This is a genomic window from Nostoc sphaeroides (assembly GCF_003443655.1).
GTDB classification, from domain to species: Bacteria; Cyanobacteriota; Cyanobacteriia; order Cyanobacteriales; family Nostocaceae; genus Nostoc; species Nostoc sphaeroides.
In genome coordinates this window covers 3,791,968-3,804,136 of the sequence record NZ_CP031941.1, presented here as the reverse complement: position 1 = coordinate 3,804,136, position 12,169 = coordinate 3,791,968, and the positions used below count along the sequence as shown (strand labels likewise).

Annotated in this window: 13 protein-coding genes; 5 read left to right on the top strand and 8 right to left on the bottom strand. The window is 41.5% G+C overall.

Features of this window, described 5'->3' with window-relative positions:
* Positions 1-436: 436 nt before the first annotated feature.
* Positions 437-733, bottom strand: coding sequence for a hypothetical protein (locus D1367_RS16735; RefSeq protein WP_118167437.1), 297 nt, complete (start codon positions 731-733; stop codon positions 437-439).
* A 464-nt stretch (positions 734-1,197) separates the two neighbouring features.
* Between D1367_RS16735 and D1367_RS16730 the strand changes: the two genes are divergently transcribed.
* The 4 genes from D1367_RS16730 to plsY all read left to right on the top strand — a co-directional run bounded on the left by D1367_RS16730 (position 1,198) and on the right by plsY (position 5,045).
* A complete protein-coding gene (locus D1367_RS16730; RefSeq protein ID WP_118167436.1) occupies positions 1,198-1,992 on the top strand; it encodes an MlaE family lipid ABC transporter permease subunit in 795 nt (264 codons plus the stop codon).
* Between the two features lie 467 nt (positions 1,993-2,459).
* Positions 2,460-2,846 carry a DUF3119 family protein gene (locus D1367_RS16725; protein WP_118167435.1) on the top strand — a complete coding sequence of 129 codons (387 nt, stop codon included), beginning with the start codon at positions 2,460-2,462 and terminating at the stop codon, positions 2,844-2,846.
* A gap of 137 nt (positions 2,847-2,983) precedes the next feature.
* Positions 2,984-4,252, top strand: coding sequence for a DUF3086 domain-containing protein (locus D1367_RS16720; RefSeq protein WP_118167434.1), 1,269 nt, complete (start codon positions 2,984-2,986; stop codon positions 4,250-4,252).
* Between the two features lie 115 nt (positions 4,253-4,367).
* The gene (gene plsY / locus D1367_RS16715) at positions 4,368-5,045 is read left to right on the top strand and encodes a glycerol-3-phosphate 1-O-acyltransferase PlsY (protein WP_118167433.1); all 678 of its coding nucleotides are present in this window, start codon (positions 4,368-4,370) and stop codon (positions 5,043-5,045) included.
* A 184-nt stretch (positions 5,046-5,229) separates the two neighbouring features.
* Here the strand turns inward: plsY and D1367_RS16710 are convergent, their stop codons facing one another.
* Together D1367_RS16710 and D1367_RS16705 are read right to left on the bottom strand one after the other, a co-directional pair.
* On the bottom strand, positions 5,230-5,487 hold the full coding sequence (locus tag D1367_RS16710) for a hypothetical protein (RefSeq protein WP_118167432.1): 258 nt from the start codon (positions 5,485-5,487) through the stop codon (positions 5,230-5,232).
* Positions 5,488-5,551: 64 nt separating this feature from the next.
* The gene (locus tag D1367_RS16705; RefSeq protein ID WP_118167431.1) at positions 5,552-5,791 is read right to left on the bottom strand and encodes a hypothetical protein; all 240 of its coding nucleotides are present in this window, start codon (positions 5,789-5,791) and stop codon (positions 5,552-5,554) included.
* Positions 5,792-6,232: 441 nt separating this feature from the next.
* On the opposite strand from D1367_RS16705, the gene D1367_RS32810 reads away from it, so the two are divergent.
* Positions 6,233-6,358, top strand: coding sequence for a hypothetical protein (locus D1367_RS32810; RefSeq protein WP_267255663.1), 126 nt, complete (start codon positions 6,233-6,235; stop codon positions 6,356-6,358).
* 248 nt (positions 6,359-6,606) lie between these two features.
* On the opposite strand, the gene D1367_RS16700 is transcribed toward D1367_RS32810, so the two are convergent.
* The 5 genes from D1367_RS16700 to D1367_RS16680 form a co-directional block, all read right to left on the bottom strand.
* Entirely contained in the window at positions 6,607-7,179 is a 573-nt protein-coding gene (locus D1367_RS16700) for a hypothetical protein (RefSeq protein ID WP_118167430.1), read from the bottom strand.
* Between the two features lie 124 nt (positions 7,180-7,303).
* Positions 7,304-8,932 carry a TrbI/VirB10 family protein gene (locus tag D1367_RS16695; protein ID WP_118167429.1) on the bottom strand — a complete coding sequence of 543 codons (1,629 nt, stop codon included), beginning with the start codon at positions 8,930-8,932 and terminating at the stop codon, positions 7,304-7,306.
* The gene (locus tag D1367_RS16690; protein WP_118167428.1) at positions 8,929-9,633 is read right to left on the bottom strand and encodes a hypothetical protein; all 705 of its coding nucleotides are present in this window, start codon (positions 9,631-9,633) and stop codon (positions 8,929-8,931) included. Before D1367_RS16690 ends, D1367_RS16695 begins: the two co-directional genes overlap by 4 nt.
* Positions 9,634-9,893: 260 nt before the next feature.
* Positions 9,894-10,721, bottom strand: a complete 828-nt coding sequence (locus D1367_RS16685) for a hypothetical protein (RefSeq protein ID WP_118167427.1) — start codon at positions 10,719-10,721, stop codon at positions 9,894-9,896.
* 279 nt (positions 10,722-11,000) lie between these two features.
* Positions 11,001-12,062: a hypothetical protein gene (locus tag D1367_RS16680; protein ID WP_118167426.1), complete on the bottom strand. Its 1,062-nt coding sequence runs from the start codon at positions 12,060-12,062 to the stop codon at positions 11,001-11,003.
* Positions 12,063-12,169: the final 107 nt, after the last annotated feature.

Genomic DNA, 12,169 nt, shown 5'->3' with positions numbered 1-12,169 from the left:
TTGTGAGCATCAGTATTTTAAGGAAATTTTTATATTTTGCAGTGAGTTTTATTTGATATTCTCGATAAATATCGCAGATTGCAGCTAACACAAAATCCCAAACTCTAGTCTAGCGTCCAACGTGATGATTTCGCACAGAATATTTTAGCTGTTTTGCGTAATTAAAAATTCTACAACCCTTAGTATTTTAGCTTTTTAGCCTTTTGAGGATTGGTTTACTAGGGTCGCGCACCTGTACTAGTTGTCAGTAATAACTAATAACTAATGAATAATAAATATTTAATCAATAACTCAGGGACTGAATTTAATTAATAAAATTCATTGAGCAAAACTAATCCCTATTTAAATTAAAACCAATAGTACTTTTACTTTTGGGAATATCACTTTTCCCTATCTTGTACAGCCCATCAGCACATGAGGAAGCTATTTCTACTGTTTATGAATCAATTCGTAAAATTTGACACCGATAATAAACATACGTGTCAAACAGTGCCCCGACGAAACTACAGGTCAAACTAATCACAAATAATCCCCGGAGGGGAGTTCCACTGCCAAAGGTGGCGAGAAAATCTATAATCTGAGTAGCGATCGCCTCAGTTAACTCTTGTAAACCGGGGAAGTAACCTATGAAGGATAGAAGGAGTATCCCACCGCCAACTAGTAACATGGGGGCGGCAAAACTGAAAATGATCGTCAGTAGTAGGGAGCGGAGAAAGTTAGTGAAAATAGCCATTTAAGACAAACTCCGTGAGTAGAGGTGACAAGAGCTAGATAGCAGTTCGTCATTTTCTACAATACGTGCGATCGCTCCTGACCAACCAATCTGTCAAAAATCTTAAGTTTTCATTAAAATAAATGGCTACCAGCTACAGCACATGCTGGGTATCTAAAAAATGATTTGAATCTACAAAACCCTTGAAAAATCAAGGTTATAGCCAAACATAGCACCTATTTATTAGTTTGCAGCAGGTTTAATAACAGCTTCATTTTCTGAGAGCATGTTTAATCTAAGTTAATATTCAGCGCCGTGGGGAGCAGGGGGAGCAGGGGAGGCAGAATAAGAACTACTGATTATTGAGCTATGCCCCATGCCCCATGCCCCATTCCCCATTCCCCATTCCCCATTCCCCATTCCCCATTCCCTATCCCAATGACTTCCGCTATTCTTAAGGCAGTCACCGAGTTAGCTACAGAACATTGAACCAGACTACATCCAAATCCAGTTTAGGAGAATGGAGTCAGCGGCTGCTGGCGGCGATTTTTCTGGGTGGGCAAGTACTAGTTCACCTATTGAGGGGCAAAATCCATCGGCGCAACACCTTGCAACAAATGGCAGCAGTTGGGCCAGATTCTCTATTTATTGCCCTATTGACGGCTATTTTTGTTGGTGCGGTGTTTACCATTCAGGTAGCGCGGGAATTTATCAACTTTGGCGCAGGAAACATTATCGGCGGAGTGCTTTCTGTTGCGTTGACACGAGAACTCTCTCCCGTGTTGACAGCAGTGATTTTAGCTGGGCGAGTCGGTTCTGCCTTTGCAGCCGAAATCGGTACCATGCGAGTCACAGAACAAATCGATGCCATGTTGATGTTGAAAACAGATCCAATCGATTACCTGGTTATTCCCCGTGTCCTTGCTTGCTGTTTAATGCTACCAATTTTAACCCTCCTGTCTTTGGTAACAGGGATGTTCGGGGGATTAATAATTGCGACAAATATCTACAATCTGTCTGATACGGTATTTCTAGACTCAGCCCGTAACTTTCTTGATATCTGGGATATTTTTAGCGCCATGATTAAGGCGTGTTGCTTTGGCACTTTAATCGCCGTAATTGGTTGCAGTTGGGGGTTGACGACAACAGGAGGAGCCAAAGGTGTAGGACAATCAACCACAAGTGCTGTTGTGACTGCCTTGCTAATTATATTTGTTAGCAACTTTTTTCTTTCTTGGTTAATGTTTCAGGGGACTGGTAGTGCATTCTTAGGGCTATAAAAAAAGTTAGGAGTTAGGAGTTAGGAGTTTGGAGTTTGGAGTTTGGAGTTTGGAGTTTGGAGCGATGCCCTGAGCCTGCCGAAGGGTTTGGAGTTTGGAGTTAACAAAGTTTAAGGGTTTAATTCCCCCGCCTAACGACCAAAGCACGTTTTGATGCCTAATTAAAATCCTCGTTACAAAACGTAATTGCTCTCTTCGCAGCGTAAAGCCAACTCTTAGAGAGGCTGCGCCAACGGCATGGCAACGCTATGAGCGACGTAGGAGGGTCATTGCGAATTGTTTAAAACTCCTCACTCCTAACTCTTAACTCCTCACTCTTAACTCCTCACTCCTAACTCCTCACTCCTAACTCTTAACTCCTCACTCCTAACTCTTAACTCCTAACTCCTAACTTTTAACTCCTAACTCATAACCCCTAACTCATAAAATAGGAGAGATGCCTAGTAAATAAAGCAGGATTTAAGACTGTGACCAGTTCATTTGCTCCTAACTCCACATCAACTGTGGAACTCAAGCCTAGTTACAATATACCTATAGTGTTGGTGATTGCCGCTATTCCACTACTGTTGGTACAACCGTGGGTAGGCTCAGTTTTTACGCTGTTTGGTTTGTTTCTCATGTTTCAGGCCTTAACGCTGCGTTTGCAATTTACCGCCACCGACTTAGATATTTACAGAGGTGAAAAATTAATTCGGCGCTTTCCCTATCAGGAATGGCAAAACTGGCGGATATTCTGGAATGGAGTCCCCATTTTGTTTTACTTTAAAGAAATTAAAAGTATTCACTTTTTGCCGATTTTATTTGATCCCAATACCTTGAAAACTTGTTTAGAACAACGTTGTCCGCGTATTTAGTCCTGAGTTCGATCTGTGCTGAGTCGTTTCGATCTACACTCATAACTCAGCACTCATAACTCAGGACTTTTATGGCAGGTCAATTGTAATATTTGTGAAAGCTATTTATTCGCGTCATAGGAATTACACTATTGTTTATGAACTCAGAGGCATCTCAAACCCCAGAACCAATTGATGAGCGGTTGGCAGAAAAACAAGAGCAAAACAATGCAGTTGAATATCCACTCAATCCATCTGTTGAGTCAGTGGGAGAAACAGGAGCCATTAGCTCATCAGAGGACTACACAAATTCTGAGCCACTCATCTCTAATGCAGAAGTGGTAGATTCTACAGTAGAGCTAACAGAAAATTCAAATGGCGAGTTTGTAGCCCAGTCGGAACCGGAAAATACTGCACTGGGATTAGAAAACTATTCATTATATGCACAAGCAGAGCAGCGAGTTGCAGAGTTGCAGAGCGCTGAAGCTGCTCTCAAGGAAGAAATAGCCAAGCTGCAAGCTTTTTACAAAAACCTTCAGACACAAGTGGGTGAAACTCAAACCTCACTGGGACGACTTGTGCAAGAGTCGCTGGTGCAGTTAGAACAACGCAAGCAAACCCTGCAAATTTCTGTAGAACAACTAGAACGCCGTCAAGAACGTATCCGCAACGAGATGCGAACCACTTTTGCTGGTACATCCCAAGACTTGGCAATTCGGGTGCAGGGTTTTAAAGACTATCTCACTGGTAGCTTACAGGATTTGGCCGTTGCCGCCGAGCAGTTGCAACTTACGCCAAGTGTGGTGGAACGAGAAAAACCATCTGTAAAAGACAAAGAGACTAAACCAGTTGAAACCCAACCTGGAATACCCCAATTTGCCCAACAGCAGTTTCAAGATACTACTAAGCAAATTCGCCGCCTAATTGACCAATACCGCAATAAACCAGATTACTATGGCCCAGCGTGGCAATTACGCCGTACCTTTGAACCAATCCACGCAGAACGAGTCTCTAACTGGTTTTTTACCCAAGGGGGACGGGGTGGTTTGCGGACAATGGGTAGCCGCTTACAGAATATTTTGATTGCCTCAGCTGCAATTTCGATTTTACACAAGCTGTATGGCGATCGCGTCCGTACTTTAGTCTTAGCTAATACACCGGAGCGATTGGGTGAATGGCGGCGCGGCTTGCAAGACTGTTTGGGAATCGGTCGCCCAGATTTCGGCCCAGACCGGGGCGTGGTATTATTTGAAGCGTCTGATGCTGTCGCCCAAAAAGCAGACCGATTGACGAAAGCCAATCAACTGCCCTTAATTATCATTGACGATTCAGAGGAGCAAATAAGTTTGTCATTGCTGCAATTTCCCCTGTGGTTAGCTTTTGCTCCTGACCCCAAAGCCGTGAGAAACTATGATGATGACTTTTAAATTAGTCACTTGTACTGAGCGTAGTCGAAGTATTAGTCATTAGTCATTGGTCAAGAGGTATTACTCTTGACTTTTTTAAATTTTGAATTTTGAATTTTGAATTTTGAATTTTATTATGGCTATTTGGTTAACTCTGTGTGGGACAATTGTGGTTATAGCTTACCTATTGGGTTCTTTTCCCACTGGGTATATTGCTGTGAAGCTGTTAAAAGGTATTGATATTCGGGAAGTTGGTTCAGGTTCCACTGGCGCAACTAATGTACTAAGAACTTTGGGGAAAGGGCCAGGAGCATTCGTTTTAGTACTTGATGCCTTAAAGGGAGTATTAGCGATCGCTCTAGTTTACTGGTTATTCAATTTTAACCAAATTCAAAATTATATCCCCCCAACGATAGATGCACAAGCGTGGCAACCATGGGTATTAACCTTAGCTGGGTTAGCTGGCATTTTGGGACATAGTAAATCAATTTTTTTGGGCTTTACTGGTGGTAAATCCGTTGCTATCAGCTTGGGGATTTTGTTGACAATGAGTTGGCAGGTAGGTTTAGCAACAGTCGGTGTGTTTGCCGTGGTTGTGGCGATATCGCGGATTGTCTCTTTAAGTTCAATTGCAGGTGCGATCGCTGTTCCCATTTTCATGGTACTTTTGCATCAACCGTTACCATATATTCTGTTTGGGATTGCCGGTGGATTATATGTGATTTTGCGCCATCGCACTAATATTGAACGACTGCTGGCGGGAACAGAGCCAAAAATTGGGCAAAATGTAGGGACACCAGAACAAACGACATAATGAGTTTTTGGTACATATAGCAAGGGACTGGGGACTAGGGACTGGGGACTGGGTGAAAAGTCTTTTGGTGGCTAGGTTTTATCATCTGTTGATGTCCTAACCTATACTTCGATTGCTATACCTCGCCCCAAGCAATGCCCACAGCAAGTCGTTAGGTGGATCGTGGTATCTTTTAGACTAATGACTAATGACTAACTTTGCCTTTAATTAAACGGTGGAAAAGGCGGCAAGGCCACAAAAAAGCTCCACATATACTTACTGAGGCGATCGCGGCCACAACTCGCCAAGTGGAATTAGACTCAGTGGCAGAATCTGATGGGTGAGCTTGTGTGTTTTTAGCTAATTCTGGCACTGAATGAGATAGCTGACTGGCTGTACTCACCCCTTCAATCGCTGCTCCAATTAGATAAGCTACTAGGGCAATTACTAGCCAGTTATTCATAATATTCAACTGTTTGAACTCTGAGCGTATGCTTGGCAGTGAGGAATCATTTAGATTTCTCGTATTAATGATTGCCACCTTGCCCGAAGGATAATCGACCTTCAGCCGTATCACGAATGAGGGGCAGTTTAGATTTTATATAAGTATTGAGGCTGCTATCTGCCTGTGGATCAATAACCTGCTTTGCTTTTAACTGCTGGAGAAGCACTTGTACTAAAGCAGCATCGTCAAACTGGAGCAGGGTGCTGACCTGGGTAGACTCGATTACAGCCCAAAGCTGTTGCATCATTTTGGCAGTGACCATGAGTCTGTAACCTCTTAAGCTTTTCTTTATATTTACACGGATTTAGAATTTATGGTTAGTTTTTATCTGAAGATTTATATTTATAAACATATAGGCTGAAAATGCCTGAGTAAGTTAAATCAGTTGAGTTATAGCGTTTTTCAATTGATTGAACTACAACACTGCCTATGCGTTAGCCTAACCTTACTCTATAAAGAAAGAAAACTTCCTAAAGGCTTAGATCCTCTATAACCCTTTTTCTAAGGATTGGATTATATCATGTCCGCTTGATTACTTATAGCGATTCTCGTTTACGTGAGGTACACGGCAGTGCCCCTACGTGTCAACTTCTTAAGCTGAAAGCCTTTTCAAATCTCGTTCCCAGTCGGAGCAGGGGAACGAGACAACGAGACAATATGTAAAAGCTGGTTCTAGGCTGGCTTTCACGTTAAGTTAACACCAATGGGCAGTGCCGTGCCCCTACACATGCAATACGGTTCGGTTAAGCCAAAAGACGCGATAAATCGCCGTCTCTACAAAGGATTAATTATTGTAGAGACGGCGATTTATCGCGTCTTTGTGATTTAGAATTTTCATCAAAAAACCTTAACCGAACCGTATTGCCTACACATGGTGATGTAATGTTGTACCCCATCTGAGTGGGAACCGCTATATCGCTCTTTTATTACTCTGAAAAAATCAAATATTTGTAGGTTGGGTTGAACTTTAGTGAAACCCCAACCAAATGAAGGATTCTTGGTGTTGGGTTTCGTTCCTCAACCCAACCTACCCCTAGATTTATAAAAACTAATGACAAACATTGGTTTGCTAAAAGTTTATTGTGGAACTTTAGCACAAGCTCCTTCTTGACCAGAAGGATCGGCAAAAACTGCTAAAGTGTGATATTCAGGGTTATCTGTTTTATATATCACTCGAAAGGTATACAATTTATTTCTACCTTGCCCTTCAGTAACAACTGTTAAAAGTGTATTGCTAGTGGGAGGAAGCCCAGGAATATTCAGTTTTTGAATTCGTCTGAGTTGAATTACATTCGCTGCTGAGTTTTTACAATCTCCGGCATTACTATTAGAGTCTTGACCAAACTGCATACATACTGGGCCATCAAAGTCTATAGTTACCTGTGATGGATCGTTTAACCAAACTTTTTTAATTACTTCTCCAGTCGGAATAAAGCTCAAGTTTGTTCCTTGTTGATACCAAACGTCGATGGTAGGTATTGCTCCCCCTAAACCCTGTGCTTGACAGGAAAATATGGAACGCAGAACAGCGTTATTAGCAACAGCGCGGCCTACCAACAAGAACATAGCAACCGAGAAAATTAAGGAAGCTATAGGTAGGAAATAAGAATTACCTGGGGTATTTCCTGACAAATTAGGTTTATTTTTCATGGTTGCAAATGGAGACATTGGTAGATAGAACAGGAGAATATGGGAAAGATAGAAAGAAAACTAATTACCAATTACCATTTTCCAATCAAAAATCTAAAATTGGTATAAATCCTACCTGCTAAAATTAGATTGGTTGATTAACGTATAGTTCAACAGTTGTACCGGCTTGCATAAACCAAATATTAGTTGGTTGCGACATTTGGGCGATCGCCTGTTGATTACGTTGGGCAATTTGGGGTACTACAGAGTTGAAACCACCTTCCACAACCCCAGCTAAAAGGTTGCGTCTGTTCTCAGTGATAGTAGTATAACCACTAATGTAGTTGTTGCCGTTGCCGTTGGCGTTGCCGTTGCCGCCGTTTTCGATATTGCCGTTATCGATGTTGCCGAGGTTACCGCCATATAATGGCAGAACTTTGGTATCAGGGCGATTTATCAACTCTGCTGCTTTACCAAGACCTCCCAAAACGAATAGTCCTAGATCCATTGATGCTATAGACGAACTTTGACCGGGATATTTACCTGCTATTAAAGGTTTACCTTGGGTACCGCGAATAATAATTGCATTGCTGGGTAAGCTTTGTTCGGTAGGGTTGCCATTATTTTGCGAGATAAGTTTAGTTACGTTCATCTGCAAAAGACCTTGTTCGTTAATGGAAGTAATTTCAGCTAGAAATTCGGTGTTTGCAGGTATGACAGTAGTACCATCCTTAGATTTTAGTGCTTCTTGCGATTTGATCACGAATACGTTTTTTCCTTGGCCTCCTTCATCACCACCGCCTGATCTAGTAGTAGTTTCGCCAAATATCGCTGTTGCTAACACAGCTTTAGCACTAGTCCCTACTGCTAAGGATTTTTGTCCCAAGGGTTGCGCTTGGCTCACCGCAGGAGCAGGAGTTTCCGGTGGTGGTGTCTGTTGCTGCGGCTGCGGATTGTTTGCGGGTTCACGAGCAGCTGCGATGTTATTAGGTTGATCGGTAGTATTTACTTGACCGTAGCTACCTAACTTTGCTAACCTTCTCCACTCTTGCAATGGGCTTGGTGGAGATGGTGGAGTTATATTAGGTACAGTCTGAGGTTGAGTGTTTGGCGTCACAACTGGTAGTTGGGGCGATCGCACAGGTTGAGAAGCAGGTACTCTAACGATGGGCTGAACTGTCACTGGTCGGGGCAGGTAAACTGTTGGTGGGGGTGTTGGGATCACTGTTTGTGTACCTCTGGGAGGTACTGACTGTTCTGGTTTTAAAGCTACTGTAGGCGTTGATTTGGCAGTTCTAAGCTGTTGTTGGGCGGCTTTCACCATCTCTGCTTGTTCAGTCAGGGCTAATTTCGTTTTCAGAGTATCTACTTCGCCTGCTAGCTGTTGAGAGGTAGATTCATCAGTTTGCTGCTCAGGCACTTGTGGAGGAACAATCTCTTTTGGCTTGGGATTGCTACTCATTAACTGGGACAAAAATACACCACCCACCAAAACGATCGCAAAGGTAGCAGCACCTACCAAGCCTAACTTTGCAAAGGGATTAGATGAGAGGGGTTGCTTTGTCTGAACTTCTTGTGGTTGAGACGACTCTTGTGGCGTTGCAGAGTCTTCTGAACCTTGGGTATCGGGAGGAGAAGATTCTTCTTCAAAGCCGACTAACCTTGACATCCGCGATTCCCAATCAAAAGATTCTACATTTTGTTGGTGAGCATCGGGGGTTAGAGTCAATCCATTTTGAGCAGGTGTTTGGGCAGGAGTTGAGTATTTAGTCATGGTAAAGCTTGATTAGGATTTCCAGAACAATTTTTATCTTTGATATCACATACATTATAAATTTTTAGTCTGGCTTCACCAAGGCGGTAAGCTGCGAACTGCAATGGTAGTGCTGCATTTGGTGGGTAAGTTGCGGGTTTATCTATTGCTCTAACTAAAATTTGTTTATTAAATGAAGTTGATTTTCCCAACCTATCATAACCGCTAAATACTAGTTGATTAGCAAACATTTCCACTTTCCACTGTCCATTACCTATTTCTGTAGGTTGAGATATTTTTTGGATTACTAATACATTCTCTGCTCCTCTATTAACATTTTCAAATTGGCTATCTGGATTTAAATTGGTAATTTCTGACTGAAGTTTTTGTTTAAAATTATCAGCTACCAGTTGGGAGGTAATTTCCCAGACTTGCGTTGGCGGCTGTTGATCTGACCAGGTAAGCATTAAGCTCATAGTTTCACCCACAAACCGCCGAATCGCCTCTGGCTGTCGCTCTAAATTTGGTTCGGGGTCTACGGTTATAGCGCGACCATCAACAAGCTGCACTAAACTTTGAGGTGTGCGTTGACGACCTAAGTCCTGTAACATAGACCCGTGAAATAGTAGTAAAAGCAGGGTAAATACATGTAACCCAAATGTTCCTACTGCTAACAGTGGCAATGGGTTATTTTTCCTATTTTCTGGTTTGAGTAATTGCATTAATAATTATAGGAATCGTATTTGATTTTTGAAATTATCTACGTAGGCGGGGAGTAGGGAGTAGGGAATAGGGAATTAGGCTTTTTGAATTGTACCGAGCTTTTTCAGAAATCAAATATTAGTCCTATATATAAATTGAATTAGTGAATTATAAATCTATAGGTCTTATTTGATTTTTTCAAAAAGCCCTCAACTCGAAAAGGCTGATTCCCCACTCCCCACTACTTCGGCTTCGCTCAGTACAAGTCCCCACTCCCCACTCATCTAGTAAAGCTATCAGATGTTTGTCCAGCCCCACATTGTGTAAATTTATCATTATTAAGGTTGTTATTGCCATCTAGCAAACATAAGTTACGAATTTCATAAATTTCTAATCTATCAGCGCGGACACTATAAATTGCTTTTTGCAAGTCTGTACCATTGTCGCCTTGGGGATTACCAAAATAATCTGCTGCACGTACCAGTAAATCTTTGTTAAAAGGAGTTATGAGTCTTGCACCACCAACTCGGTTTTTTTGAATTAAGTCGGCTACCATACCCACTCGCCACTTTCCTGGTGCAATTTGTCTTGGCGGATAAACCCGCTTAATAACTAATTGTGATGTCATCATTAGGCTGGGATTTTCAGAGAAAACTTCTGCCGGTGTCATTTCTGCAACTGTGCTTAAGAAACCTTTGCGAAAGTCTTCGGATAAGGCAAAACTAGCTATCCAACTGCTGGTACTAACTTTTTGGCTACCCCCTTGAGGTGTTTGAATAAGAACTCCTAAATCTGGTTTGGGAGTTGCAACTTCTTCGATATTTTGTGCTGGTAAGGTTCCAGACCAGCTAAACATTGATATCATCGTTTTGCTGATGAATTGGCGAATTGCTTCTGGTTCTCTTGCTAAATCATCAATATTACCTACTGGTTTACCGTCTATTAATTGCACAAAGTTGGGAGGTTTTGTCAGACTGAGTTGGCGAATATTTAGCCCTTGTAATAAGAATAAAAATAAAACTAATATATGTAAACTGAAGGTTGCGATCGCAAAAACTGTCAAAACACTTGCCGTCGTTCTTTGTCTTTTTTCTAGTAAACGCACCATTTACTCATTTTCTCCTGCAAAAAAATTCAGCTATTTATTAATTATACGGCTATTTCATTTTATACATAAACCGCCCAGAACTCAAGTTCTAGGCTAATAGCTAAAGTCCGTTTTAACGGACTAGAACCTTTTTTCAGTCATCTTTAGATGACTTTCGCTATTAGCCTCAAAATTCATTCTGAGGCGGGCTAGATGACAATGAAATAGCCCTGATATTAATTACGATTTGCATATAATTCCGCAGTTACGATACTTATCAAAATTTTATTCGTTTTGAATTTATATCTTCTCCTTTACTAACGAAGCTGTATTGCTGATACCACTAAAGAGTGCAAAACCGCCAGCAGCAGCCACAAGTAACGATAAAATTGGTGCTAAAATTCCCAGAAAAATTATGAACCACATTAAATCTGGATCAGCACTAGCACTTTGACCTGGCCCATTTACAATAACTGTGGCAGTCAGCACAGCAATAATATTAAATGAAATCTTGGCGATTCCAATAGATAAAAATCCGGTCAGCCATGCAAAAATTGGTTTTCCAGCTACAGGCAGTAAAGAACCACCGACGGCTATTGGCCCTAAAAGCGCTATCAGCAACATAGTAGCTTCTATCAGATTCTGAAAAGCATATTGCAAGGAAACTAAAAAGTTTTTGATGCTTGTTTGGACTGTAGAACCTAACAAAGAATTAAATTCGTTTTCTGATACAAAGCCTTTGTCAAATTTAATATCATCTACCTTAGTTTGCAGCCTATTTATCCAAACTCTCCTTCCGTATGTATTTCTATATTTCTGCAATAGAATGTTGATTCTATCGGCAGCGTTGGTAAAGCATTGACTTTGTTGAAGGCCAGTTAGCGATTGGCAAGGACGCAGAAAAGAACCAGTTACTTCTTCTGCAATACTCATATTCAGTGCTTGTTGGTACATTTGACCCGCATCTGCTGATACCACTACTTGCTGATTCACATTGTTTAAAAAACCCCGTAATCCTAGTGTCAGATTAGAAAGTATACTTCCCTTACCTGAATTACTTAAGAGGATTACCACCACAAAAGGCCAAATTAAAGCTGATATTGGACGACTATATTCGTAGGATATTAAGTCTTTGAGGAATTGTATCATAAAAAATAACAGGGTTCCTACAGCAAAAAAAATGCCCAGAGTTGTCAGCGCTCCATACAAGTTATTGCTGGTATTATTTTGTAATAAATCAAGCCATTGTTTATTCCAACCTTCGGCAATACTTAGAGAAGTTGCGGCACCATTATTGAGAGCGTCATCAATGCCTACTTGGCGGCCTACTTGGGCAAAAATTAGTTGAATAGCAAGTTGCATTTTGAGTTGATGGGCTGTTTTTTTAAATTTCGTAGGGTGCGTTAGGAACGTAACACACCATCCCTGATGATTTCGATGCGTTACGGTGTCGCTAACGCACCCTAGCA

Excerpts from the sequence above, each read along its gene's own strand:
- D1367_RS16720 (WP_118167434.1), top strand. The coding sequence starts at position 2,984 with ATGAACTCAGAGGCATCTCAAACCCCAGAACCAATTGATGAGCGGTTG.
- D1367_RS16690 (WP_118167428.1), bottom strand. The coding sequence starts at position 9,633 with ATGCAATTACTCAAACCAGAAAATAGGAAAAATAACCCATTGCCACTG.
- D1367_RS16685 (WP_118167427.1), bottom strand. The coding sequence starts at position 10,721 with ATGGTGCGTTTACTAGAAAAAAGACAAAGAACGACGGCAAGTGTTTTG.
- D1367_RS16680 (WP_118167426.1), bottom strand. The coding sequence starts at position 12,062 with ATGCAACTTGCTATTCAACTAATTTTTGCCCAAGTAGGCCGCCAAGTA.
- D1367_RS16710 (WP_118167432.1), bottom strand. The coding sequence starts at position 5,487 with ATGAATAACTGGCTAGTAATTGCCCTAGTAGCTTATCTAATTGGAGCA.
- D1367_RS16700 (WP_118167430.1), bottom strand. The coding sequence starts at position 7,179 with ATGAAAAATAAACCTAATTTGTCAGGAAATACCCCAGGTAATTCTTAT.
- D1367_RS16735 (WP_118167437.1), bottom strand. The coding sequence starts at position 733 with ATGGCTATTTTCACTAACTTTCTCCGCTCCCTACTACTGACGATCATT.
- D1367_RS16705 (WP_118167431.1), bottom strand. The coding sequence starts at position 5,791 with ATGGTCACTGCCAAAATGATGCAACAGCTTTGGGCTGTAATCGAGTCT.
- plsY (WP_118167433.1), top strand. The coding sequence starts at position 4,368 with ATGGCTATTTGGTTAACTCTGTGTGGGACAATTGTGGTTATAGCTTAC.
- D1367_RS16695 (WP_118167429.1), bottom strand. The coding sequence starts at position 8,932 with ATGACTAAATACTCAACTCCTGCCCAAACACCTGCTCAAAATGGATTG.
- D1367_RS32810 (WP_267255663.1), top strand. The coding sequence starts at position 6,233 with ATGGGCAGTGCCGTGCCCCTACACATGCAATACGGTTCGGTTAAGCCA.